The organism is Bdellovibrio sp. HAGR004, from assembly GCF_055397015.1.
Genome location: NZ_AP029176.1, coordinates 1,935,907 through 1,958,597, shown reverse-complemented (window position 1 = coordinate 1,958,597; position 22,691 = coordinate 1,935,907). Strand labels below are relative to the sequence as shown.

Below are 22,691 nucleotides of genomic sequence, written 5' to 3'. Positions count from 1 at the left end.
GTCTAGTCGAGTCTAAAATTCTTCCTGACCGTAATCTGTCGCAGTCACCCAGCCGATAAGTTCCGTATGAAAAACTACGGAATGACACTGTTATTAGGGATGATGATGACGGCCTGCGCTCCACAAGGGTACGAGGCCATGAACAATATTGCTTCCAATGTCACAAATGACATTGCCTGTAAGGATTCAAAGCTGGAGATGAAGCTTTGGGACGGTTTGAAGGAGCATCTGATTGCACAAAAGGAATTGCCATCCGCCGAAGCTTTAAAGCAGGCTTTGCGTGATCAAGTGCAAAAGCTGGCAGATGAAAACCCCCAAATGCGCCAAGAAGATCAAGAGCGTCTGAACGCCGATCTTGAACGGTTGGTGGTGTCTTTGTTGGAAGAGGCCCCGAAGGGGGAGCGTGTGGAAACACCCGAACAACTTTTGATGCTTTTGTCGGCTATTGACGTCGGCGACCGCTCCACAGTTTTCCGTTCCTATATGCAGGATAAAGTACGTGGGGACTTTGCCCGTTTGAATAAAACCATTGAAACTTTCGACCTGAATTGTCCTTCAGGTGACAGCAGTCAGGACAACGCTTCTTCCGGCGCGCCTTCCACCCCTGATGAAGGGGGCGAAGATCAGAGCAATAATGTGGTCGAAGAGCTCCCTGCAGAAGTGAACCGCGATTATGCCTACCACAAAGCTCAGGCTCTTAATGCCGGAGAATCCCTGGCAGTCTTTGGCGCACGTTGGGCTTTCGCCACGACTTATCAAACGTGCCAAAGCGTGAGCCTTCCAGACATGGACGCGCAAACGCCGGACTTGCAAGGAATCAAGATCACAGGCAAGCATTCGGATGGCGTGGGCAGCAAACGAGAGATTGCCAGCTTGTCGCAAGTGCAAAACACACATCCCTATATCAAGAATGTCACCAGTTATGGCGAAGGCTGCTTTAATGTGAAGTCCAATCCTTTGATCTATGATTACGGTGGAAAACCTTACGGGACCACGGCTGCAGATTCAGCTATTGATATGTTTAAAAATAACGGCGACGGCACCAAGGTTCTGGGGATTGACTGTTCCGGTTACGTTTACACGTCCATGGCAACAGCAGGCTTGCGCCTGAAGGCGGGCCGCGCTTTGAAAGCATCGGACTCCTGGGCTTGGGGTTCTAGTTCTTACGTGGAGCCTCAGAACAACGGTCTGACTTGCCTGAATAAGATCTCTGTGAGCCCGACGACATCTTTGAAGGCGGGGGACATCGTGGCGGTGTACGGTCACGTTCTGATTATCGACAAAGCGGGTGCAGATCCTTTTGGTATTCGCAATGCGAAGACAGAAAGCGATTGCTCCAAGTTGAAATCTTCAGGTTTTGATTTCACCGTGGCACAAAGTTCACCAAGCAAAGGAGGAGTGGGTATTAACTTCTTCGATGCTCGTGTGTATCTGCCAACAAGTTCCAAGATGCAGACAGGTATGGAAAAATACGCTTACTATGCATGTCTTGCGAAGGTGAATAACAAGACCTACACGCCGAACCTGGGAACCCTGTCAGTGGTTCGCCACAAAGGGACGGCCGAGTGCATGGCTCCTCGTGTGAAGATGGCTCGTGAGTCTTGTATCCAGGGCTGCTCCTCCTTGCGTCGCTAATAAATCCAACTGTTATAATTCCGGTTTACAAGCCCCTTTCCCTTGTGGATGGGGGCTTTTTTTATGGGGCTCTGGGGGCCCAAAATAGGCGACTGTCGAGGTCTTGGACAGTCGCCTTGGATTTAAACGCTTTCCCGGGGCGGCCTTAAAGTTGCTGATTGGAGCCTGTGGAATAATTTCCGAGGATGTGAGGTCTTCATGAAACGATTGGTCTTGATAGCGACTTTGTTGGGATTAACTCAAACGGCGCTGGCGAATAAGTACGACTGCAAAAATATCGATTATATAGGTGAAGATTCGGCTTTGGTGGACCTATCCAACGAAACTGTGGCCTCGCTGCAGAAAAAGAAGATCTCTGGAAACCGTATTGTGGTTTCAAAAGAGGGTAAAAAGCTGTACCTGTTTAATGGGGACACTCTTCTCAGAGCTTACCCGGTGGCTTTGGGGCGTTCTCCGTATGGAGACAAACTCAAAGAGGGCGACAATAAGACCCCTGAAGGAAAATACATCGTTGATTTCAAGAAAAAACAAAGTGAATACCATCGCGCGCTGCACATCTCTTACCCAAATCAAGAGGACCTGGCTCAAACCAAAGAGCTTTCCAAAAAGACTGGTCAAGAGCTGAGTCCCGGTGGAGATATCATGATCCATGGTCTTCCGAATGACGAAACCTCACAGACGCTGGTGGGGTTGGCTCATCCGATCATCAACTGGACACGTGGATGTATTGCCGTGACGAACGCCGAAATCGAAGAGCTGTATGCATTGGTTCCGGTAAAAGCGGAGGTGGAAATCTGCCCCGCTCGCGAACGAGGTGCGACCTCGAACCCTCTTAAGATGGCTGAAGACATTGCTAAACAGGAGCCCGAACTAAAAAACATCAGCATCCCGGGTAAAGCGCAGTAACACTTTAATTTTCAAAACACACCCAAGACCCCCGGAGCAATTCCGGGGGTCTTGTTTTTTTAAAGACACTGCGATTTATAGTATTTCATCAAAGCCGTTTCAATCAGGCTACGATCATATTCATCCACTACAAAAACACCCAGGGCGGCCTGGGGATCTTTCACCTTAGCAAGTCCCCGCACGATTTCCGGGGCAAAGAAATCCTCTTGGCTGGCGTCATAAGTCAGAATCTGATCTCGCAAGGGTTGATTGGAATCATAAACCACAATCTCAGTGCGGCCATTGCTAAGAAGACGGAACGATTTGGCAATCACCACGTGTTGGCTCATTCGGGTGGGGCGCAGAATCAGCAAAGTCATGCGGTGGGATTCCAGATTATTCAGAATCTGGTTGCGGGTGAGTCGATTTTTTTTGGCGCTGCGGGCATCATCTCCAATCACCAACTTCAGGTTTTTCGCGAATTCATGAAAGCGCTCTTTCTGATACTGTTCAATGTCGCCCTTCCACGATCGGTACAAGGACTTTCCGGCCCCCAGATTCTGCGTATAACCATACTGCAGACCCGCCCACAAAGGGGATGTGTTTTTCCAGGTCGGGTCTTTCTGGGTGAACACTTTAAAATCAGTGACGGGGGATTCTTCTATTCGCTTTAGATACTTGGTCAGATAGGGCCTGCTGCCGCGAACCATATCCAGAATATCTGAAACCCGGGCTGAGTCCTGCGGATGATTCCATCGCGCCAGATAGAAAAACAATCTCTGTGTGCGCGCCAAGGACCAACAGGCGGCCAAGTCGTAAAGTTTAGTTGCAAAAGGCCAGTTGACGGAAAGATTGTGATACTGGCTGGAGAAAGCCTCCGGCCTGATACGTCGATAGATTTCGTCCGTGGAAACCCGCGAACAGGCCAGATTCTCGACCAAAGAGTCGGAAATCACCTTGTGGGGTGAGGCTCCGGAACGGGGACTCAGCAAAGTTAAAAGAAGGGCGACCGAGACTAAGGGAGATAAAGCTTTTTTGTTCATAACTAAGGTCTAGAGACCTCAAGAGATGATTCCCGGTCAAGTTGCTTTCGTTTAACATACTTTTGGAGGTTTCATGGAAAGTGAGCAATTAAAAAGGCCAACAGGAGTTTACCTATTGGCGATTCTTTTTATTCTTGCTCCTTTGGGGAACATCTTTTTAAGTCTTTGGGGTGGTGGTGCTGTCAGTTGGCAGCATCCTCTGCAGTGGCTGTCTGCTTTAAATTCAATTACAACGCTGGATTGGTTATGGCTGGGGCTTTTGTGCCTGACAGGAATTTTGTTGCTTCGACCGCACAAGGCCACGTGGTCCCTGGCAATCGGTACTTTGATGTTGGTGCTGTTTATTAATCTCTACCGCTGGGGTAACGGAGAGTTTGAGGAAAGTGGTGCCTTGATTCACGGGCAGCTTTTTATTTCGTGTCTGATCACCGCGTTCTTTTTGTTGCTGGCATTTTATTTCCGCTTCCCCTATCTGGATCGTCGTGCGCAATGGATATTTCAAGCTGCCGCTCGCTATGAGTTGCGAACGCCGGTGGATGTGGTGGCGCAGGATATCTTTAGTGGTGTGACAGAATCGGTTTCCTTAAGCGGTGTCCGGGTTCGTCTGCAAAGGGATCTGGAAAAAGCGCAGGAGCTGCGTTTTGTGGATGTGATTTTTCCTGACGTTCGTAACATTAAGGTCAAAAGTCGAGTCGTGGAATATCGCGACAATGTACTTCGCCTGAAGTTTAAGGACCTTACGGGTCGGGATCGGACCTATTTGCAGGACTGGCTGCGGTCTCAACTTGAGACAACGCCGGAAAAGCAAGGTTAAGTCCGGGTTCTTGTTAAGTAATTTGAAAAGTGTACCGAAAAGACTCAAAAGCATGAGGTCGTTATGAGATGGATGTTTAAACCGAAGTCATTAGTAAAGAGTGTTGCTGCATGCGCGTCGGCGTTTACGATGTGTATGGCTCCTGTTGCGCAAGGCGCGGCTGCGAAGGATCAGAGAAAACTGATCAATCAATATTTGAAGGAGACTGGGCTCACTACGAAGAAAATGACTGTGGGTGAATTCTATAGAATGGTTCGCCACGTTTATCCGCAAAAACTGCGTGGGCAGATGGATCAATGGGTGGCGCTGAATCGTCACGAAATGATGCCTGCGGTGGAAGCCTCCAGCTATAAAGACTCCAGCGGAAAAGAACAAGTGCGTTTGACACTGACTCATGCCGGTCAAACGACGACTTTGACTTTCACTGGTGATGAAGACACTCCGCTAAAAGTTAACGGTGTTTCTTTCGGTCGCAAAGAACTGATGAATTATAACAGCTTCAACAAGATCGCCGGTAAAATGGCCAAGCTGGATCCAGTGGTGGCTAAGGCCTTGAAAACCGGCAAGCAAAAGCCTTTGAGCAAAAACCTGCGTCTGACCTACAAAGAGTTCAATCAGCTGACTCCGCGCCAAAGAGCGGAGTACTTCGTGCGTATTCGTGGAGCCATGGAGGCTGCGCAAAGAGTCTATCAGGTGATCTATGGCGCTCAGGCCATGAATGAGATGAAAAACAAGTACGAGTGGGTGTATCAGACGTTCTTCGGTGAGGAGGCTTATGCGGCTTCCAGCAGCCTGACGGGCAAGCCTTGTATCGTGGCAGGTTATAAATCCACTTACGGTGAAAACGGTTCCTGCGGTGGCTCCAGAAGCGGAGCTGAAGATCTGACTCGTCAGATGCGCGGCATGAACGCGATGTGCTCTGGCAACGCGGTGTCTTGTAACCCGATGGTGTATGGCTATGATGGTAACGGCTCCCCGCACTGCGTGAGTCGTTCGGATGTGAAGTATGCCACTCGCGTTTGTAATCAGAAATCCCCTCTTCGTCGCGGTGATATCAAGTCCGAGAGTGAAGACAAGAAACGTATTATTGAATCTTACTTGAAGAAAAATGGTCAGGACATCAATCTGGTTCTGAATGAGGAAGGGAAGATTTCCCAGGAACAGTTTGATCAGATCTCCAAGTATTTGGGTGATCTTGAATCCTTCATCCAGACGGCTGTAGGTGCGTGTGACCAGGCTCCGTTGAAAGACATTCAAAAACATCGTGAAGACCAGGTGTCTGCATGTAATGAAATCAGAACTCGTGCGTTCTCGTTGCAATCCTTCGTGGTTTCTCCGGAACCTCTTCCACCTCCAGGTCCGGTGGCTGGCGACTGTTCAGTAAACAAGCCAGGCTCAGTGACAGGTGCTGACGGTAAAGGTTGTGTGTGCCCTGAAGGCACGAAAGAGTCTGAACCAGAAGAAGGAAACTCTCAACCGACTTGCGTCGTCATCGAAACGGGCGGCGAAGGTGAGTTGCCTGATGGTAAAACTGAAGTTGGTCAGGGTGCCGAAGACAGTTGTGGCTTCTGGTGTCGTAATAAAAACTGGATCATCCCAGTGGGCGTGGGCTTGTTGGCTCTGGGTGCCTTCTGGTGGTTGTTCAGCAAGAACAAGTCTAAGTCCAAGGACAGCACCAATGACTACGTGCCACCAGTAGCGCCGCCAGCTCCAACAGCCACGGCGACAACAACGGTGACTCCGGCTCCAGTGGATCCACCTCCAACGGCTCCATGTCCTGCACCGAACAAGTTGGTTAATAATGTCTGTGTGCCGGTGGTGGTGACGCCTCCGCCGACTCCGGACTCCGAAGGTGGCACCTTGAATGACGGCTCCATCCGCGCAGGCGGGGTCCGCTAAGGAACCACAACTGAATGAATATCGACAGACATCAAGATAAAATCATTCCACAGCGGGCTCCCCAGCAAAGGGAAGCCCCTGTGCCGTTAAGGGAGCCTGTGGTCCGGCGTCGCCGGGCACCGGCAACGCCAGCCCCTTCGCGTGTAAACGGTCTGTTTAAGAACCGTCAGGGATTGAGTTTTGAACAAGGCACGGGTTTTCATGGCGGCCCTTCTCGTCGTAAAGGGGCGCGTCTGGCTTTGTGGTCATGGCTGGCGTCTTTTATCGACGGCCTGATTCTGATCGCCTTAAGCTGTGTCTTTATGCTGATGTTCTCGCTGATGTTGAATACACCTGTGGGGCATGTGCTGAAAGGCTTGTCGCACAGTCGTCATCAGATGATCTTCTTTGCTGAAGTGTTTGTGGTTTTTGCCTGGTTTTATATGATCACCATACGCAGCCTGATGGGCTCAACGATCGGTGAATGGGCGTGTGATCTGCGCTTGGGGCAGCCGCACGAACGATTGCATGTCAGTTATGTCTTCAAGGTCGCCTTACGCAGCACTTTGATTCTGATAACGGGAATTGTGACACTGCCACTTTTATCTGTGGTGTCTGGAAAAGATCTGGCGGGTTCTCTGTCCGGATTACGCCTTTTTTCTTTGAAGTAACGTTAAAACCTCATAGTGCGATGTTTGCGGAAACTGATCCAGGATATAAAGTTCCTGGATCTGATAATCGCATTCATTCAGTGTCACCAGATCCCGGGTCATAGACTCCGGGAAGCAGGACATATAGATGAAGAACTCCGGTCGCTGTGGCAACGACAGTTCTTTCAGTGGATTCAGAAAATTCATAAGCCCGGAACGCGGAGGATTGGCCAGGATCAGATCGAAGTCAGAAAAATCCTGTGTCAGTTTTTTCTGAAAATCACCGCGATAAATCTGCACACGATTTTTAAGATGTGCCAGGCTGGGGGGAAGTTGATTCAGAGAATGCTCCAACCCCTGCAAGGACAGATCATCAATTTCACAAGCCAGCAGACTGTCGGCCTCTGACAATGCCGGGAAGGTCAGATTGCCAATCCCAGAGCCAAATTCAATCACCCGGGACGAGGGCGCCTTTTGCACCCATGAGGCAATCACATCGCAGATCAACTTGTTGGCTTTGTGACTGGGTTGAGTGAAGCTCGCCACCTGACAGTATAGATCCACCGGGACCTCACCCACCCAGGATTGAAACCACGTATGGTGTTCCGGATCGCGCAGTTTGAATTCAGCCCCGGTCCAAACCGGCACTTTGCGGCGCTGGCCAATTTCCACAAAGGCCTGGGCCTGCAATTTCTTTAAAATATTCTGTTCATCCAAAAGGGTTTTGATATCGATATTGGCCAGGTCGATCCACACCCCGCGGCGTCCGTGCGGGGCGATACGCAGCCGGAAGGAGCCTTTCTTAAAGGGCCACTGGATCTGGCGGAAGTCCGTCAGCCAGGATTGCAATTCCGGTGAAAGCTGGGCGCAAACTTCAATATCCAAAACCTCGTGACGGTCCTTGCGATAAAGCCCCAGGCGGCCGTCTTGCAGACTGAAATCCAAACGGTCCCGCAGGTGCGAGGCGCCCGCTGAGAGGGCCTTAATATCTGCCGGAAGGGGAATGTTTGCCCCCTTAAGTAGCTGCAAAAGCTCGGCCTTTTTTCCTTCTATCTGGTCTTTGTAGGGCCTTTCCAGAAGTTGGCAGCCGCCACAGTCCTGGGCGTAGGGACATTTCACCTTGAGGTCTTTGTCAAAGGTTTCGAAATCATGGAAGTTTGGCATTGAATGCTTGCCCCGGCCGGATTGCTGTTATATCAAAACCACATCTTAGCAAAACTTAGGGGGAATGGTGAGAATTTTATTGCTTGCTGGCATCATGATGATCTTCGCCGGAACTGCCACTTTGGCGGTCGCCAGCAACCCTTGGATGCGCGCATGCCGCATTGAAGAAGGCCAATTCTGGGTTCTTAAGGCCGGGTCTGAGGAATACTCCATGTGCTTCTTTGGGAACGCCGCCATTGGAGCCGAGGCCCTATTCATGTTTAAAGCTAAGACGGGTACGACCGAAGCCCTTCAGGCTTACAAGGGGCGCAACGCTTCTTCAGCTCGCGGTGGTGTGTGTGGTTCCTTTGATGCGGAGGTTGTCCAGGGTAAAGACAGCGAAGGTCAGACCTTCAATCTTTGTCAGTTTTCAGATCATTCCCTGATTGAAGAAACAACTTTGTGGATGGGCCCGGGGTCAGACGACAACCAAGGCCTGGATAAAGCGTTGTCTAAGACGTACTAGTTTTTCTTCTGCTCTTCGGGGCGCAGCGAATAGATGCAAGAGCTGGCGTCCTTGATCACACCATCTTCAAAGTGAAGATCTTTTTTGGTAAATCCCAAAGTCACATGCGGATAGAACTGGTCAGGGTTGAAGTCTTCAGCCTTGCCGCCTTTTGAAGTGAAAAGCATGTGAATCGCCTTACGAATCTGGAAAAGACGATCAGACTCAACCACAGCGTAATAAGTGCTGTCTTCTTTGACAGTCCCTTTTCCCACGCACAGCAGGTGATACGGGGCTTTTTGCAGATCCATTTGTTCTGCCAAAGCGTGGATCTCGTTCATGGAGATTTTCTTTTTTAATCGGCTGAATTCCACAGGATTGACGACCGTGATGTGCGCTTCACCCCGGTGCTGCAGGGTTACGTGCTGGTTTTTCTCCACCTCATGGCGCATTTTTTCAAAAGCCGCATAGGGAAGATCCAGGGAAAGGTAACTTTTGGATTTTTCCTTGTGCGAAGAAACTGATGCGACACTTCGGGTGGCCTGTGGTTTTAAGTCTTCATTTGAGTACGAAAGGGAGGAAAGACCATAAGGGGATTTACTGGCGCAGGCAGTCAGTGAAAGCGAGATGATAACCAAGTGAAACGCACGCATCATGATTTCCCTTTTCTTTCGGTTGAGTTGACTTAAGGTGGGCCTCCTTTTAGCCTACACAGACTATGAAAAAAGTGAAAGTTCTTCTTACAAGTGCCTGCATTTTCTCGCTAATTTCCTGCCAGGTGAAGGATACCAAACCGGCAAAATCCAGTTCTGAGACTCCGGCAAAAGCCACCGGAGCTTTTGTTAACGAGCCCAACACACTGGTCACAGATCCCCGTCAGATCACGTTTGCGGGACCTAAGTCGGGCGAAGGTTACTTCAGTCCCGATGGTACGAAGATGATCTTTCAAAGTGAAAGACATGCTGGCAACCCTTTCTATCAGATGTACATTCTGGATCTGAAGTCCGGACAGACCACTTTGGTATCCCCGGGCAAAGGAAAAACCACCTGTGGTTGGATCCATCCTTCCATGAAGAAGGTCTTGTATTCCTCGACGCATCTTGATCCGCAGACAGACAGGAAGGCTCAGGAAGAGTTTGAAAATCGTAAAAAGGCCGTCAAAGCCCGTTACTCCTGGAGCTTTGATGAAAACTACGACATTTTCAGTTCTGATCTGAAAGGGCAGGGTGTTTTGCGCCTGACCAAAGAAAAAGGCTATGATGCCGAAGCGTCTTACTCCCCGGATGGGCAATGGATCGCGTTTGCCTCTAATCGCGCCGGCTACACCGAAAAACTGGATGGTGAGGATAAGAAGCTCTTTGAACAGGATCCCTCCTACATGATGGATATCTACATCATGAAAGCGGATGGTACCGAGGTAAAGCGCCTGACGAACTCCAAAGGTTATGACGGTGGTCCGTTCTTCAGTGCTGATGGAAAGAAAATCACCTGGCGCCGATTCTCTCCAAACGGTTCCACGGCGGAAATCTTCACGATGAATGTGGACGGCAGCAATCAGACACAGGTGACTCAGTTGAAGTCCATGTCCTGGGCTCCGTACTTCCATCCATCAGGGGATTATATTATTTTTGGGTCCAGCATTCTGGGGTATTCCAACTTTGAACTGTTTATCGTGGATGCGGCTGGCACGAAAGAACCGGTGCGTGTGACTTTTGATGAAGGCTTTGATGGTTTGCCGGTGTTCACTCCTGATGGCAACGGTCTGTCCTGGACTCATCGAAATGAAAAAGGGGATTCGCAAATCTTTATTTCCAAATGGGATGATGCGCAGGCGAGAAAACTTCTGGGCCTTGCTGCTCATGACCCGTTGGCGGTCCCTCTTAGTCCTGAAGTGAAAGTGGAAGACATTAAAAAATGGGTTCACTATCTGGCCTCCCCTGAGCTGCAAGGTCGCGGCACAGGGACTGGCGAAGAGAAGATATACACTGAAAAGATCGCGCAGGCCTTTAAGTCCTGGGGGTTGGTCGGGGCGGGGCCGCAAGGTTCGTTCTTTGAAACCTTCGAATTTACTTCAGGGGTGAATCTGGGGTCTAACAATTCACTTGAAGTAGTGGGTTCTTATAAAAAGAACTATGTGCTTTCCAAGGAATTCGAACCTGTATCGTTCTCAAAAACCGGAGAGTTCAAAGAAGCTCCGATTGTGTTTGCTGGATACGGCATCAAAGCCCCTGCCAGTGACAAAGAGCCGGAATATGATTCTTTCAAAGGTCTGGATGTCAAAGGTAAGTGGGTTTTGGTATTAGCGGATCTTCCTGCGAATGTGACGCCTCAGCGTCGTCATTATCTGAATTTCTATTCTCGTTTGCAACACAAGGTGACCGTTGCGAAAAACGAAGGTGCTGTGGGGGTTCTGGTTACCAACGGGCCGGAAAGTGGACTGCCTGAAAAGTTTGGCAAACTTAAATTCGAAGGGGCGTTGTCTGAAAGCACCTTGGGGGTGATTCGACTTTCCACTGACGCGGCTTCGGGGTTATTGCGCTATGCCGGACGCGATTTGATCTCTCTGCAAATGAAGCTGGACAAGGGCGAGATGATTGAAGGTTTTGCGATTCCATCCACCTATGTGAAAGCTCGCGTGGATCTGCAGTTCCAGAAGGCGCAAGGAATCAATGTCGTAGCCAAGCTGCCGGTGTCTGGCGCCACGTCTGCGATCGTGATCGGAGCCCACGGGGATCATTTGGGCTATGGACAGTTCGGCAGCAGCCTGGCTAAAGGGGCCGAGGTTGGAAAGGCGCACGTGGGCGCTGATGACAATGCCTCAGGGGTGGCTGGTGTGATGGAATTAGCCCATCATTATGTGCAGTTGAAGAAATCAGCTGCTCATAAGCTTCAAAAGAATATGTACTTTGCTGTTTGGTCTGGCGAAGAGCTGGGGAACTTGGGATCGTCGTATTTCACCAAGAATGCTGCGAAACATAATATAGCCGCCTATATCAACATGGACATGATCGGTCGCTTCAAAGACCGTGTTTTTGTTCAAGGTTTAGGATCTGCTGACAACTGGACCCGTCTGGCGGAAGAAGCCGGTGTTCGTACTGCGGTGCCGATGATCGTTCAGGAAGATCCGTATCTGCCAACGGATTCCCTGGCCTTCTATATGGCCGGTATTCCCACGGCCAACTTCTTTACCGGATCCCATGGGGAGTATCACAGTCCGCGTGATACGGCGGAGTTGATCAATTATGAAGGTGTCGCTCGCGTGCTTTCTGCGGTTCGCGGATTGACGGACTTGTTGGTGGATACAAAACTTCCGATGGTGAAATATGTTAAGGTTGCCAGCGCCCAGAATCGACTTGAAGGCCGCAGCTTCCGCATTTACCTGGGAACGATCCCGGATTATTCCCAGGAAGGTGTTAAAGGGGTGCGCATCTCTGGAGCCTCCAAAGACAGTCCTGCGGAAAAAGCCGGACTGAAGGACAAAGACATTATTACAGAGTTCGGTGGAACCAAGATTGAGAATCTGTATGACTATGTCTACACCCTGCAGTCTGTGAAGCCGAATCAGGAAACAGTCATAAAGATCCTGCGGGAAGGCAAACCGATGGAGTTGAAAATCACTCCGAAGTTAAAAGAGTAAGTCGTTATAAAGACTGAAAAAACAAAAAGACCTGAAGTGAATTCTTCAGGTCTTTTTTTATGTCTGAATTGTGTCAGGACTTAGAAGGTCAGTTGCGGACAGCGGCTTTTTAAAAGACTTTGCAGTCCTCTGTCGGAGTGTTTGAAGATCACATCGCCATCGGAGGTGTACTTGAACAGCTCGTAGTTCTGAAGACGGCACGTCTTTCCGTTGCGGTCCGTGAAAGTGGAATAAGCACGAGAGTTCCCGGTGGGGGCTGATCCCATCTTAAAGCCTCCGTCCAGTAAAAGCCCCTGATAGTTCAGAATCTCAATGCCCCCGCGATTGGAAGGATGGATGTCGGTGGCGCGGCGAATGGTGGCGCCGCTCATTCCCACAAGTTCGGCGTCCTCATAATCGAAATAGGCCTTGTTTCCGTTGACGGTGGTGATGATCAGGCGGCGGGTTTCATCGTTCCATTCGTAAGTCGGGGTGGCTTGTACGCGGGGAAACATGAAGAACTCACGTGCACCGGTGGTTTGGGATTCATCACCGGGGCCAAACGAATTGAATATCATCAGTTCGCCATCGGCTGTGAAAAGGTAGTCGCGGTAAAGCAGACCCTGAGCTTTGCGGTTATGAACAGAAATAAAACAATTGTTGCCGTCCGCAGAGGGGATCATCTGCATCTGAATACTGCCTCGTCTTTCTACGGCATCCTGGCAGACGGCCGCCTGCTCTTGAGCGGAAGCATGAAGAGTCCAAAGGGTCGATACGAAAAAGATGGTTCCAAGTAGTTTCATGTGCACCTCGTTGTAATAAGCAGAACCCAGTCAAAACAGGCTGTCAGCTTCGGAGGCAGAGCGGCAAGGAAAATAACCAAATCTGGACTCGATTGGCACTAACCGATTGTGTTTTTATAAGAGTCTCTCTAGGAGCGAGGAAGCGGTTCATGTCTTCATTTGTGGAAGAGTTCAAAAAATACCAAAGACAAGAAAGAATGTACACCGGTGGACTTGTTCTGCTGTCAGTCCTTGCTCCTGTGTCTTTTACCTGGTTGATCAATCAAAAAGTTCATTGGCTTTTGGCAGGATCGGCGGCGGCATTGTTTGTGGTTGGAGCTGTTTTGCTTCATCTTCTGCGAGCTCAGGTGGGCAGTAAGTTGCTGAGCAAATACGAAAAGCTGGATGTGGGGTCGGTCTTGGCGAAAAAGATTTCTCCACAAAGTCCCCGTCGTTTTGTGGTGACCAACAGAGGTTACAATCACTTCTATCTGCGCTGCCTGAATACGGGCGAGCAAGTGCTCGTGTCTAAACACAGAGTTCGCGAAGATTTCGATATTGCAAATTGATTTTTCCATTTCACCAAGGGAACCTTTTTTACAAGTGTAGAGGGGGTTTTATGAAAAGTCTGATTTTGGCTTTTCTCCTTCTGTACGTTTCGCTGACAGCTTACGCAAGTGAAGATCTTTTATACGAAGAAGATGTGCCGGAAACGGAGTTCAGTCGTTTCATCTGCGGTTCAGAAGAACTGCAAGGGGGGAGCTTCCGATATTGCTTTCGTGATCCCGATGGGGTTAATCACAGCGATATCGTCTACTTCTTCCACGGCTTGGGCGGGTCAGAGAAAACCTGGCACCGTCAGTTTCTGGGAACGAGAATGATCCAGGACTGGTGGACCTTGCGGGGATACCGGCCTCGTGTGGTCTCGGTGTCCTTTGGATCCCAGTGGTTGATGGTGGACAACAAACGCTATCCCCTGATCACCTACTTCACCAAGGTGATCATGCCCTTTTTGGAAAAGAAAATGGGCGGGCTGCGGGGCGGGCGACGGCACATTATCGGCCAGTCGATGGGTGGATTTAACGGAGCTGAGTTGGCCTTGAAAAAGCCAGGAATGTTTTCCCGAGTGGCGTTACTTTGTCCGGCAATTGCCACCGTGGGGCCTTACTCCAGTGATCGTGAGATCGAGGACTATATCGAGCGCACGGGGGCACGGCGCCGTCTGGTGAATAAGATGTTGCGAATCTCGCGATCCGTCTTCATCGATAAAAAGGATTGGGATAATCACGATCCTTTGCGGCTGATGAAGAATTATTCTTCCAGCAAAAAACCGCGGTTTTATGTCTCCGTCGGTACCAGTGACGGCTATGGTTTCCATGAAGGGTCCAGAGTGTTCACGCAAAGGGCCAGTGCATTTTCCTTCCTGTTTAACTGGGTCCCGGTGCCGGGTGGGCATTGCAACTTTAAAAGGATTGGCACAGCTAATTTCATCATGGGGGATTAGGTTCTATGAGTGACATCGAAGCCTTTAAGTATGAAGAACGTAAGATCAAAGGGGCTGATATCGATCCGGAGCAATACCGGGAGGAGATTCGTCAGCTGATAGAACATATCGTAAAACTTCTGGTGGATCACCCTGACACCGTGACTGTGAGCACCTATGTGGGGCCCAAAACTACCGTGTATCGGGTGAACTGCGCCAAGGAAAATCTGGGGCAGGTGATCGGCACACAGGGCAAGACCATCATGGGGCTGCGGGCTGTTGTGCATGCCATGACGGCACGGACAGGCATTCGTTCGATTGTCGAAATACCGGTTTAAGGATTTTACGGGATGCCTGCAATAAGTTTGTAATTCCACTTGGATTTTGGCTTGCGGCGCATGTATTCTTGAGCCAGTGATGAAAAATTCGGCGGACCGTGAACGATTGCAATCCATTTTGGAGTACTGGCCCTTGGGCTCCATCTCTTCTGTTGATGAAATACTCAACGGTGCGGTCAATCAGGTTTATCGCGTCCAAGCCAGTCTGGGGAACTTTTATTTACGTCTGTATAAAACCAGTGAGCGTGCCCGGGTGGAACGCGAACATGCTCTTTTGGAGTATGTAGCAGCCCATAATCTGCCCGCCGTGCAGACACTGCCATCGCGTTATGGTTCATCTTTAATTGAGCATGACGGTAAGTTTGGCGCTCTTTATTTTGAATCACCGGGAAAACAAATACCCAAATCTGAACTGACGGCCGTGCATGCTCAAGCTGCAGGGAAAATGTTGGCTCAGCTGCATAAGGTCCTGGAACCACTGCCGGATGTGGGATATCGCAAGTATTCCTTGAGCTGGAATGGGCCGGAGTGGGTTGAGCGTCTGACACGTATCGAAACAGCGATTCTGACCCGATCCTCTTTAACTGATGCGGATCAGTGGGTCTTACAAAGACTGCGGGCACAAAGGGAATGGATGCAGAATCCCGCCTGTGTGCATATTTATATTCCCAAGTATCCAGCCCAAGTTCTGCATGGGGATTACCACCAGGGGAATCTTTTCTTTCAGAAAGAAACCGTGTGTGGAGTGATCGATTGGGATCAGGCTGTGTATATGCCACGGGCCTTTGAGCTGGTGCGTGTGGCTTCGTACATGTTTGATCTGCGGCCGGAACTCACCCGGGTATTCATGAAAGCGTATCTGGATTTGAATCCCTTAACGTCAGACGAAATAAATGATGGGGCGAAAGCCTGGGGCAGCCACAACGATCACTATGTCTGGGCCCAGGAAGAGATCTATCTCAATAACAACGAACGGGCACGCGTCTTTATTCCAGACGTTCCATTTGTGCCGTTTCATATTCTTTGGGAAAAGCTTGGTCTTTAGCAGCCCGTCGGCCTGAAGAAGTCCGAACAGGTGATTTCGTGGTATCTTGATGTCACGAGGCTCTTATGAAAGCGGCAGGCTTGTTCCTTCTGTTTTTTCTAAGTCATCAATCCGTTGAGGCACACAATATTGAGGCCCAATCGTGGGTTCTTTTTAAGACTCCCTCCGGAGAAATCCTGGACGCCTTTGAGCCCGACAAGAGATTCTCACCCGCCTCATTAACAAAGGTCCTGACGGCCTATGTGGTTTTCAAAGAAATCAAAGAAGGGCGTTTAAGCTTAAGGACTCAGATTGAAGTGCCCGCATTGGTCCTGCAAACCCGCCCAGGGGAATCGCAGATGCAATTAAAGCCAGGTGAATACATCAGCATTCGAGAGCTCCTTAAAGGGCTTATCGTCGTGTCCGCCAATGATGCGGCCTTGACTTTGGCAAACCATGTCGGGGGCAGCCTGAAGCGTTTCGTTGGTATGATGAACCTGGCAGCCCAGGAGATCGGAATGCAGAACAGTTCGTTTGTGAATCCGACAGGATTATTTGCGTTTGGCCATTACTCCACGGCCCGGGATCTGATGAAGCTGGCACAGGCGATCAGTCAAAAACATCCTGAGTACTTTGAATATTCCTCTTTGCCGGAGCTCACTTACAATAAATTCAGGAAGAAAAATACCAATGAACTTTTGGGCTCCTCGACGGCCGTGGATGGGATGAAGACCGGGTATATCAAAGCTTCGGGTTGGTGTGTGATGATCAGTGCGAAAAAAGCTTTGGCAAAAGGCGGGGAGAGGACGATTGCTGTTGTACTGGGCTCCCCGTCCCATCAAAAAAGAATTCAAGCCGGGCGGGAGTTGATTCGGCGGGGACTTGAGGCGTCCGCGGAACTGGACTAGGTCTTTGTCATTGGAAAGTTTAATCTGATTTTATGCCATACGATCTGTTTTTGTTTGACCTGGATGACACCCTGCTGGATTTCAAGGAATCCGAACGGCTTTCTTTTGCAACTGTTTTACAAAGCTTGGGGGTGCATGATCGCCTGGATGAATTGTATCGCATGTATCAGGTGGAAAATCGCCGGCTTTGGACTCTTTTTGAAGAAGCCAAAACATCCAAAGAACACCTGAAGGTGGAACGATTCCGCCGTGTCTTTGAGGCCTTTAAAATTGAAATCGATCCCCACAAGGCCAGCGACCGCTATCTGGAGGCTTTGCCAGAAACCGTGGTGCTGATGGATCACGCCGAAGAGATCTGTCAGTGGCTGGTGGCCCGGGGTGAAATTGGCATTATCACCAACGGAATGCACGCGGTTCAGATGAAGCGCATTGAAAATTCAAAGTTGGCTCCTTATATCAGTTTTACCAGCGTGTCGGAAGAATGCGGTTATGCGAAACCCGATGTTCGCTTTTTCGAGCACAGCGCCAGGATGGCGAAAAAGTTTCATAAGGATTCTGCCGTGGTTATTGGTGATCGGATGGAAACCGACATCCTGGGAGCACGTAATTTTGGTTTGCGCAGTTGCTGGTTTAATCCGGAAAAGTCGAAACATAATTTTTCCTTTGAACCAGACTACGAAATCACCCATCTCTCGGAAATTCAAAGCTTGCTAAAGAAATAACCCCTTACACATGAAACTTACAGTGAGTTTTCACAATCCTCAGAGGACGAAAAAGAATGTCGTCGCACATAATGTGATGTTTAAGATTGAAATAAGACTTTTGAATGGCGAGCCGTGGAGGGATAATAATCCTTGGAGATTTGTTTGAAGGCATTGGTTGTTTTTTTTCTTTTGGCCTTTACATCCCTCAGTGAAGCTCTGACCCCGCTGAGGGTGGCCTTTTCTTTGGACAAACCCCCTTATGTGATTCGAGACACAGAAAGCGGCCTGGAAGTTGAAATTCTTCGTCGGGTTCTTTTGGACATGGGTTATGAGATGACCCCGATCTTTCAACCTCCGGCAAGATCTGTAAGAAGTCTGGAGCTGGGGCGGGTGGATGCGATGGCCACGATCACCAACATGCCAAAATTTCATTTATCAGAACCCTATATCACATTTAAAAATTTCGCCTGGACCCTGAAAGATCGCAAGATTGATCTTAAAGTCCTGAATGATCTGGGCCGTTACAGAGTTATTGCCTTTCAGAATGCCCGTTATTTTTTTGGATCGCAGTACAGCAACGCTGTAGAGAAAAATTCAAATTACGAAGAATACGCCGATCAGAAAAGACAGCTCAAAATGCTTTTCGCAGACCGCGTGGATGTGATTATCTGTGAAGAACGTACACTGCAGATTAATAAACAAGATATCGAAGACACCAGTACAAAAAAATTGCCTGAGTTGCAGAAGCATGCCCTGTTTGGAGAATCCCGCTATTCTGTGGCCTTTCGCGATGTGAAGTTGCGAGATTCCTTCAATGAGTCCCTGGAAAAATTGGATTCACAAAAATCTTTTAAGGCCATCTACAAAAAGTATACAGAAGAATAAATCAATTCACGGGTTGCTCCCATTTTTACGCACCTCAAGATCACGATTTGGGGTGAATGATAAAAACAAACTAGTCATTAAAATACCCGTGAAGTGCTGACTTAATTCTCTCTCTTAAGTGGTGTTCGATGGAAGATTCGTTTAAGTACGCAAATTGAAATATTGACCCTTGCACCAGAGCTTCCAAGGTCATGGCAAAATCTGCGGGATTCTCGATTCTTCTAAGTTCTTTGTTTTTTATGGCTTCATTCAGCAGGCGTTGCAGAATATGGCGGGTCTCATTGAAATAGACGCCCACCTTCTTTCGCGCTCTGATGTCTTGGGCCTCCGTGCCCAGCCAGCGCAGGTGTTCACCCAGTCTTTTTGAATCCACACTTGCAGCGATTATTCGCAGAAATTCATACAGTCCGTCCAACCCATGCAGATGATCGATTGCTTGAGGATCCATCAGTTTAAGATTCTCATCCCACTTCTGATTTCGCGCCAAAAGCGCCAGTCGTTGTTTATTCTTAAAACGCTTCACCAAGGCCGCAGGGGAAAGTTTGGTGACTTTCGCCACTTGCTCAAAAGTAAATGACTCAAATCCTTCGCGAGAGATCACATCGAAAGCTTTTATTAACACTTCAGAATCACTGATTTTTTTGGTTCTTGCCATATCTCTAGATAGTAAATGGATATTTACCTATTATCAATAAAGCAGTTAAAGGAGAACTCTATGGCTCTGAATCCCTATGTTATCGAGTCCACCTCGTCTGGGGAACGAAGTTACGATATCTATTCCAGACTTCTGAAAGACAGGATTATTATTCTGGGTAACGCCATCACTGATGATATTGCCAATTCGATAGTGGCACAGATGCTTTTTCTAGAGATGAACGATCCGACCAAGGATATTCACTTATATATCAATTCACCGGGAGGCTCAGTCTCTGCAGGACTGGCGATCTACGATATGATGCAATTCATACGTTGTGATGTGGCCACCTATTGCCTGGGGACAGCAGCCAGCATGGGATCATTCCTACTGATGGCGGGTGCTGCAGGAAAGCGTTTTGCGATGCCCAACAGTCGCATTCTTTTACATCAACCGCATCTGGGGGATGGGGGCATTGGTGGTCAGGTGACGGATATCGAAATTCATGCAAGGGAACTGGTGCGAACAAAAAAGAGATTGATAGAGATCTATGCAGCACACACCGGACAGAAGACATCACATCTGGAAGGTGTCTTGGAGCGAGACTATTACTTAAGTGCCGATGAAGCACGGGAGTTCGGTTTAATTGATCAGGTTATTGATCTCCGCAAGCGTGGATCAGATTGAAACAAAGCATCAGGCAAACTTAACATCTCTGTAATGTCGAACACAAAAACACGAAGAAATATCAAGGGGGTCCAGGTTAAGCCGATCAGAAGACTGTCAAAACATGAACAAAGCGGCACGTTTTTCTGGAGGCTTCTGTGAGAGATTTTATAAAGATGTTTATTCTGGGATTTGGTTTTCTGCTGACTCTGCAAGGATGTTTGGACAACGGACTGCCTATCGAAAATCTTCCTTCGATCAAAGATGAAGAAGGTGATGCCGGTGGGGGCGACGATGGCGGCAACACCGAAGAACCACAACCCGAACCTGTAAGCTCCGTATGGCAAGTGGATGATTTTAAGACAACCAACAACGATGCCTGGGTTTCCACCTGTGCCGTGACAAATGATATGTGGTTGCGCTATATTTTCATCGTCGACACGCGAATGAAAATCTGGGGCATCAGTTATGCCTCTGAAGCCTCTTGTTTAAGCCATTCTGAGGGAAGCATCCTTGTTAATTTTGACTATGCTTTACCTTATGTGGTGCCGGTTCAGATGGGCAGCGATCCCAATACCCAGTTCAATAACACTTCAACTGGAACTTTCTTAGGGATGGAGACAGAAGATACTCATCTTGAGGATTTTATTTTCTGGGGCAAGGCAACTTCAGATCGCAATCAAATTGTTATCGCCATTGGATCAGGGTTTATGGACGAGTCTGGCGGAGTTGCTTACGCCACATTAAACGGATCATCTGTTAAGGATGTCGTGTTTGAAGACGTCACGGCATCAGATATTAGCCGGGCACTGCTCTTGTTGGATCGGGTTTCGAATATCAATATCGATGATTATGGGACGGTCCAGGAATAAGAAAAACGGGGAGAGTGAATGACACTGTCCCCGTTCAAAAAATAGCTCTTAGAAGTTACTTTCATCAGCACACATGATTGCAATAAATCGACGACCATCGACAAATGTCCCTGGAACACCTTCTGGATAGGGCTTCAGGTTGCCATCTGTGACATGAATCTGAAGTTCCGGGGATACATCGGATCGTTTCAATTCAACTTTTTTGCCGGTTTTGGTTTCAGTCAAAGACAACTGACCACTTTTGGATAAAGACACTGTATAAAGCTCATCAGAAGAAGATTGACCCAATTTGATTTTTTCCACTTCACCCAAAAGACGGGATTCACCTTTAAAAAGATGCCCCAAGCCCGCAGTATAATGGGCCGAACATGCTTGAGCGGCAAAGCTTTGAGCGGACGCCAAAGTCGTTAAAAGACCTGCAATAAGAAGTACGGATTTTTTCATAGGATCTCCTTAATAAGTGATAAAAGATCCTGGTGCCAATTCCACGCCAATTAATAACCAATTAAACAAGGACTCTGGACAGTTCGGCGTACAGTGTTTAAGCAAAGTACCATTTTTAGCGCCAGAAGCGTTCGCCTCTCCGTTTTTACTGGGGGTGGGGGATATGCCAATGCCATCCAGTCGTATCAATATGAGACGAGTTAAGAAGCCCACAGCGTTGCAATATTTTGAGTTCAAAAGATTCTTGGTTGCTGTATCCATACCCCATTCTCTTTAGAACTTTGATTTTATTATTGATGCCCTCTGAGATGGCAGTGGTCAGGTTAGATTTAATATATGCCTGAATATTAAGCCTGTATTTTCGAATCTTCTGAGCAAATTGTTTGAACACTTTGATACCTGATTCTCGAACCAAGTAGTACCATTGCGCCAGAGATTTTCGGAAGTTTGGAAGTGTTTTTTCATCCAGAACTTTATGGAAATAATCAACGATCAACATTCCCGCATTGATGTTTGTATTGAGCATTTTTAATTTCCCAAGAAGGTTTTGTTCTTCGATGGACAAGTTGGGATTGCGTTCCATGAGGATAAATCTGCGCCCCCCTTCGAGCATCCCGGCTTGAAAGCTGTCATTTCTTTTTTTTGCCAGTCTAAACTCGTCTTTGCGGAGAGTATTAAATGTTTCATTAAGGTTCTGAACTAAATGAAATCTATCCACAGCAATCTCTGCATTAGGACATAGCTTGGAAACAGCTCTGAAATATCCAGCATTCATATCTAAGGCAAAATATATAATTTGGTCCCGAGTTTTCTTAGATAAAGTCTTGAGGCAATTTGCTAGAGCCATAGCATCTCGTCCGCCAGCTGTTGCAATGACTTTTGAGAGCTTAGAGCAGACAAGGCTGGTTATATATTGAGTGGTCCAGCGCTCAGAAAAGGGGCTATTCCTTTGAGTATTTACTATAGTTCTAAAGTGTACTTCGTCGGCACTCATGTGACTGACGTTGAGATCATCAGGGAGTTTGTAGAATTTCTTCATGTGCCTCATTCTCCACTGATCCAGATCCCACATGGTTTTGGAATTCGTGCGGAAATAGCGACTTGTAGCTTCGCAGGTAAGCTCTTCCATGAGAAGACCAGCAACCTCAGCCATAGCCAAAGTCATGTTTGAGAATTGAGGGTGAACTCCCTTCATAGGAGACATTCGAAGTTGCCCTGAACACATGTCGCAAACAGCGCGTAATCTACGATAGTGAACTATCACTTCTTTATAAGCCCCCAGAGGGGGAGCTTTTAGTTTGCGTATTCTGTAGTCTTTGACATTTTTTAAAGAAAATCCACAGCTCTCACAAACACAAGTATCTTTTTTTTGCTGCACCCATAATTCACATGTTAGAGTTGATTTGTCAGTTTTGAAAGACTGCAGTACAACGTCTTGCAGACCTATGGAATCAATGATGAGATCAGAGCAGTCCATCCTTGGAAGCCTCCATTAGTAAAAATTTTAGGGAGATTTTATCAATGAACTTTGAACTTGAAACAACACAGCGCACCGTATGGGAGCTTGCCGATCGAGTGGAGTTTTTAAATCGTATGCGGCCATTACTGAATATTAGTGATGCCGAGGCCGAAGAAATCAAAGAATTGCTTCAGGAAAGAGATTTTGACTACTTAGAGATCGCAGCTTGTCCAATCCCACGTAGTTTGACCGGTTTCAAGGGGGGCAAATCCCACGTAAGTGGACCGGCTTTGGGGGAAGTAAATCCCACCTAATTTGACCGG

24 protein-coding genes are annotated in these 22,691 nt (G+C 48.2%); 17 read left to right on the top strand and 7 right to left on the bottom strand.

Features of this window, described 5'->3' with window-relative positions; all coding sequences use genetic code 11:
• Positions 1-66 precede the first annotated feature (66 nt).
• The gene (locus tag ACZ5ZV_RS09870) at positions 67-1,635 is read left to right on the top strand and encodes a hypothetical protein (protein WP_464121274.1); all 1,569 of its coding nucleotides are present in this window, start codon (positions 67-69) and stop codon (positions 1,633-1,635) included.
• Between the two features lie 198 nt (positions 1,636-1,833).
• The gene (locus tag ACZ5ZV_RS09865; RefSeq protein ID WP_464121273.1) at positions 1,834-2,541 is read left to right on the top strand and encodes a L,D-transpeptidase family protein; all 708 of its coding nucleotides are present in this window, start codon (positions 1,834-1,836) and stop codon (positions 2,539-2,541) included.
• Positions 2,542-2,600: 59 nt separating this feature from the next.
• Here ACZ5ZV_RS09865 and ACZ5ZV_RS09860 read toward each other — a convergent pair whose 3' ends face one another.
• A complete protein-coding gene (locus ACZ5ZV_RS09860; protein ID WP_464121272.1) occupies positions 2,601-3,563 on the bottom strand; it encodes a hypothetical protein in 963 nt (320 codons plus the stop codon).
• A 73-nt stretch (positions 3,564-3,636) separates the two neighbouring features.
• Between ACZ5ZV_RS09860 and ACZ5ZV_RS09855 the strand changes: the two genes are divergently transcribed.
• From ACZ5ZV_RS09855 to ACZ5ZV_RS09845, 3 genes are all read left to right on the top strand, one after another.
• A complete protein-coding gene (locus tag ACZ5ZV_RS09855; RefSeq protein WP_464121271.1) occupies positions 3,637-4,377 on the top strand; it encodes a PilZ domain-containing protein in 741 nt (246 codons plus the stop codon).
• Between the two features lie 63 nt (positions 4,378-4,440).
• A complete protein-coding gene (locus tag ACZ5ZV_RS09850; RefSeq protein WP_464121270.1) occupies positions 4,441-6,276 on the top strand; it encodes a hypothetical protein in 1,836 nt (611 codons plus the stop codon).
• Between the two features lie 14 nt (positions 6,277-6,290).
• The gene (locus ACZ5ZV_RS09845; protein WP_464121268.1) at positions 6,291-6,926 is read left to right on the top strand and encodes an RDD family protein; all 636 of its coding nucleotides are present in this window, start codon (positions 6,291-6,293) and stop codon (positions 6,924-6,926) included.
• On the opposite strand, the gene ACZ5ZV_RS09840 is transcribed toward ACZ5ZV_RS09845, so the two are convergent.
• The gene (locus ACZ5ZV_RS09840) at positions 6,903-8,069 is read right to left on the bottom strand and encodes a class I SAM-dependent RNA methyltransferase (RefSeq protein WP_464121267.1); all 1,167 of its coding nucleotides are present in this window, start codon (positions 8,067-8,069) and stop codon (positions 6,903-6,905) included. The two genes, ACZ5ZV_RS09845 and ACZ5ZV_RS09840, sit on opposite strands and share 24 nt — an antisense overlap.
• 64 nt (positions 8,070-8,133) lie before the next feature.
• Between ACZ5ZV_RS09840 and ACZ5ZV_RS09835 the strand changes: the two genes are divergently transcribed.
• Positions 8,134-8,574, top strand: coding sequence for a hypothetical protein (locus tag ACZ5ZV_RS09835; protein ID WP_464121265.1), 441 nt, complete (start codon positions 8,134-8,136; stop codon positions 8,572-8,574).
• Here ACZ5ZV_RS09835 and ACZ5ZV_RS09830 read toward each other — a convergent pair.
• Positions 8,571-9,209, bottom strand: a complete 639-nt coding sequence (locus ACZ5ZV_RS09830; protein ID WP_464121264.1) for a hypothetical protein — start codon at positions 9,207-9,209, stop codon at positions 8,571-8,573. The genes ACZ5ZV_RS09835 and ACZ5ZV_RS09830 overlap by 4 nt on opposite strands.
• 62 nt (positions 9,210-9,271) lie before the next feature.
• Between ACZ5ZV_RS09830 and ACZ5ZV_RS09825 the strand changes: the two genes are divergently transcribed.
• The gene (locus tag ACZ5ZV_RS09825) at positions 9,272-12,190 is read left to right on the top strand and encodes a M28 family peptidase (protein WP_464121263.1); all 2,919 of its coding nucleotides are present in this window, start codon (positions 9,272-9,274) and stop codon (positions 12,188-12,190) included.
• Positions 12,191-12,270: 80 nt separating this feature from the next.
• Here the strand turns inward: ACZ5ZV_RS09825 and ACZ5ZV_RS09820 are convergent, their stop codons facing one another.
• Positions 12,271-12,972, bottom strand: coding sequence for a hypothetical protein (locus ACZ5ZV_RS09820; RefSeq protein ID WP_464121262.1), 702 nt, complete (start codon positions 12,970-12,972; stop codon positions 12,271-12,273).
• A gap of 149 nt (positions 12,973-13,121) precedes the next feature.
• Here ACZ5ZV_RS09820 and ACZ5ZV_RS09815 point away from each other — a divergent pair, with 149 nt between their 5' ends.
• The 7 genes from ACZ5ZV_RS09815 to ACZ5ZV_RS09785 all read left to right on the top strand — a co-directional run bounded on the left by ACZ5ZV_RS09815 (position 13,122) and on the right by ACZ5ZV_RS09785 (position 18,293).
• Positions 13,122-13,520 carry a hypothetical protein gene (locus tag ACZ5ZV_RS09815; protein ID WP_464121261.1) on the top strand — a complete coding sequence of 133 codons (399 nt, stop codon included), beginning with the start codon at positions 13,122-13,124 and terminating at the stop codon, positions 13,518-13,520.
• 50 nt (positions 13,521-13,570) lie between these two features.
• Positions 13,571-14,455: an alpha/beta hydrolase-fold protein gene (locus tag ACZ5ZV_RS09810; RefSeq protein ID WP_464121260.1), complete on the top strand. Its 885-nt coding sequence runs from the start codon at positions 13,571-13,573 to the stop codon at positions 14,453-14,455.
• A 5-nt stretch (positions 14,456-14,460) separates the two neighbouring features.
• Entirely contained in the window at positions 14,461-14,772 is a 312-nt protein-coding gene (locus ACZ5ZV_RS09805) for a KH domain-containing protein (RefSeq protein WP_464121259.1), read from the top strand.
• A gap of 79 nt (positions 14,773-14,851) precedes the next feature.
• On the top strand, positions 14,852-15,817 hold the full coding sequence (locus tag ACZ5ZV_RS09800; protein ID WP_464121258.1) for a phosphotransferase enzyme family protein: 966 nt from the start codon (positions 14,852-14,854) through the stop codon (positions 15,815-15,817).
• A 65-nt stretch (positions 15,818-15,882) separates the two neighbouring features.
• A complete protein-coding gene (locus ACZ5ZV_RS09795; protein WP_464121257.1) occupies positions 15,883-16,704 on the top strand; it encodes a D-alanyl-D-alanine carboxypeptidase family protein in 822 nt (273 codons plus the stop codon).
• Between the two features lie 32 nt (positions 16,705-16,736).
• Entirely contained in the window at positions 16,737-17,426 is a 690-nt protein-coding gene (locus tag ACZ5ZV_RS09790) for a YjjG family noncanonical pyrimidine nucleotidase (protein WP_464121256.1), read from the top strand.
• 144 nt (positions 17,427-17,570) lie between these two features.
• A complete protein-coding gene (locus ACZ5ZV_RS09785; RefSeq protein WP_464121255.1) occupies positions 17,571-18,293 on the top strand; it encodes a substrate-binding periplasmic protein in 723 nt (240 codons plus the stop codon).
• Between the two features lie 70 nt (positions 18,294-18,363).
• Here the strand turns inward: ACZ5ZV_RS09785 and ACZ5ZV_RS09780 are convergent, their stop codons facing one another.
• Complete coding sequence (locus tag ACZ5ZV_RS09780) at positions 18,364-18,948, bottom strand: TetR/AcrR family transcriptional regulator (protein WP_464121254.1); 585 nt, start codon at positions 18,946-18,948, stop codon at positions 18,364-18,366.
• A gap of 15 nt (positions 18,949-18,963) precedes the next feature.
• On the opposite strand from ACZ5ZV_RS09780, the gene ACZ5ZV_RS09775 reads away from it, so the two are divergent.
• Both ACZ5ZV_RS09775 and ACZ5ZV_RS09770 read left to right on the top strand, forming a co-directional pair.
• Positions 18,964-19,614 (top strand): ATP-dependent Clp protease proteolytic subunit, encoded by a 651-nt coding sequence (locus ACZ5ZV_RS09775; RefSeq protein ID WP_464121253.1) that lies wholly within the window; start codon positions 18,964-18,966, stop codon positions 19,612-19,614.
• Between the two features lie 137 nt (positions 19,615-19,751).
• On the top strand, positions 19,752-20,465 hold the full coding sequence (locus ACZ5ZV_RS09770) for a hypothetical protein (RefSeq protein ID WP_464121252.1): 714 nt from the start codon (positions 19,752-19,754) through the stop codon (positions 20,463-20,465).
• Positions 20,466-20,513: 48 nt separating this feature from the next.
• Here the strand turns inward: ACZ5ZV_RS09770 and ACZ5ZV_RS09765 are convergent, their stop codons facing one another.
• Together ACZ5ZV_RS09765 and ACZ5ZV_RS09760 are read right to left on the bottom strand one after the other, a co-directional pair.
• Positions 20,514-20,909 carry a hypothetical protein gene (locus tag ACZ5ZV_RS09765; protein ID WP_464121251.1) on the bottom strand — a complete coding sequence of 132 codons (396 nt, stop codon included), beginning with the start codon at positions 20,907-20,909 and terminating at the stop codon, positions 20,514-20,516.
• A 145-nt stretch (positions 20,910-21,054) separates the two neighbouring features.
• Positions 21,055-22,386, bottom strand: coding sequence for an ISL3 family transposase (locus ACZ5ZV_RS09760; protein WP_464117094.1), 1,332 nt, complete (start codon positions 22,384-22,386; stop codon positions 21,055-21,057).
• A 44-nt stretch (positions 22,387-22,430) separates the two neighbouring features.
• Between ACZ5ZV_RS09760 and ACZ5ZV_RS09755 the strand changes: the two genes are divergently transcribed.
• Entirely contained in the window at positions 22,431-22,682 is a 252-nt protein-coding gene (locus ACZ5ZV_RS09755; RefSeq protein WP_464121250.1) for a hypothetical protein, read from the top strand.
• The last annotated feature ends 9 nt before the right edge of the window (positions 22,683-22,691 follow it).

Bases quoted from the DNA above. Each gene is read 5' to 3' on its own strand.
- ACZ5ZV_RS09775 (WP_464121253.1), top strand. From the start codon at position 18,964: ATGGATATTTACCTATTATCAATAAAGCAGTTAAAGGAGAACTCTATG.
- ACZ5ZV_RS09825 (WP_464121263.1), top strand. From the start codon at position 9,272: ATGAAAAAAGTGAAAGTTCTTCTTACAAGTGCCTGCATTTTCTCGCTA.
- ACZ5ZV_RS09755 (WP_464121250.1), top strand. From the start codon at position 22,431: ATGAACTTTGAACTTGAAACAACACAGCGCACCGTATGGGAGCTTGCC.
- ACZ5ZV_RS09845 (WP_464121268.1), top strand. From the start codon at position 6,291: ATGAATATCGACAGACATCAAGATAAAATCATTCCACAGCGGGCTCCC.
- ACZ5ZV_RS09790 (WP_464121256.1), top strand. From the start codon at position 16,737: ATGCCATACGATCTGTTTTTGTTTGACCTGGATGACACCCTGCTGGAT.
- ACZ5ZV_RS09835 (WP_464121265.1), top strand. From the start codon at position 8,134: ATGGTGAGAATTTTATTGCTTGCTGGCATCATGATGATCTTCGCCGGA.
- ACZ5ZV_RS09830 (WP_464121264.1), bottom strand. From the start codon at position 9,209: ATGATGCGTGCGTTTCACTTGGTTATCATCTCGCTTTCACTGACTGCC.
- ACZ5ZV_RS09850 (WP_464121270.1), top strand. From the start codon at position 4,441: ATGAGATGGATGTTTAAACCGAAGTCATTAGTAAAGAGTGTTGCTGCA.
- ACZ5ZV_RS09865 (WP_464121273.1), top strand. From the start codon at position 1,834: ATGAAACGATTGGTCTTGATAGCGACTTTGTTGGGATTAACTCAAACG.
- ACZ5ZV_RS09780 (WP_464121254.1), bottom strand. From the start codon at position 18,948: ATGGCAAGAACCAAAAAAATCAGTGATTCTGAAGTGTTAATAAAAGCT.
- ACZ5ZV_RS09855 (WP_464121271.1), top strand. From the start codon at position 3,637: ATGGAAAGTGAGCAATTAAAAAGGCCAACAGGAGTTTACCTATTGGCG.
- ACZ5ZV_RS09800 (WP_464121258.1), top strand. From the start codon at position 14,852: ATGAAAAATTCGGCGGACCGTGAACGATTGCAATCCATTTTGGAGTAC.
- ACZ5ZV_RS09860 (WP_464121272.1), bottom strand. From the start codon at position 3,563: ATGAACAAAAAAGCTTTATCTCCCTTAGTCTCGGTCGCCCTTCTTTTA.
- ACZ5ZV_RS09820 (WP_464121262.1), bottom strand. From the start codon at position 12,972: ATGAAACTACTTGGAACCATCTTTTTCGTATCGACCCTTTGGACTCTT.
- ACZ5ZV_RS09805 (WP_464121259.1), top strand. From the start codon at position 14,461: ATGAGTGACATCGAAGCCTTTAAGTATGAAGAACGTAAGATCAAAGGG.
- ACZ5ZV_RS09810 (WP_464121260.1), top strand. From the start codon at position 13,571: ATGAAAAGTCTGATTTTGGCTTTTCTCCTTCTGTACGTTTCGCTGACA.
- ACZ5ZV_RS09760 (WP_464117094.1), bottom strand. From the start codon at position 22,386: ATGGACTGCTCTGATCTCATCATTGATTCCATAGGTCTGCAAGACGTT.
- ACZ5ZV_RS09870 (WP_464121274.1), top strand. From the start codon at position 67: ATGAAAAACTACGGAATGACACTGTTATTAGGGATGATGATGACGGCC.
- ACZ5ZV_RS09795 (WP_464121257.1), top strand. From the start codon at position 15,883: ATGAAAGCGGCAGGCTTGTTCCTTCTGTTTTTTCTAAGTCATCAATCC.
- ACZ5ZV_RS09765 (WP_464121251.1), bottom strand. From the start codon at position 20,909: ATGAAAAAATCCGTACTTCTTATTGCAGGTCTTTTAACGACTTTGGCG.
- ACZ5ZV_RS09840 (WP_464121267.1), bottom strand. From the start codon at position 8,069: ATGCCAAACTTCCATGATTTCGAAACCTTTGACAAAGACCTCAAGGTG.
- ACZ5ZV_RS09815 (WP_464121261.1), top strand. From the start codon at position 13,122: ATGTCTTCATTTGTGGAAGAGTTCAAAAAATACCAAAGACAAGAAAGA.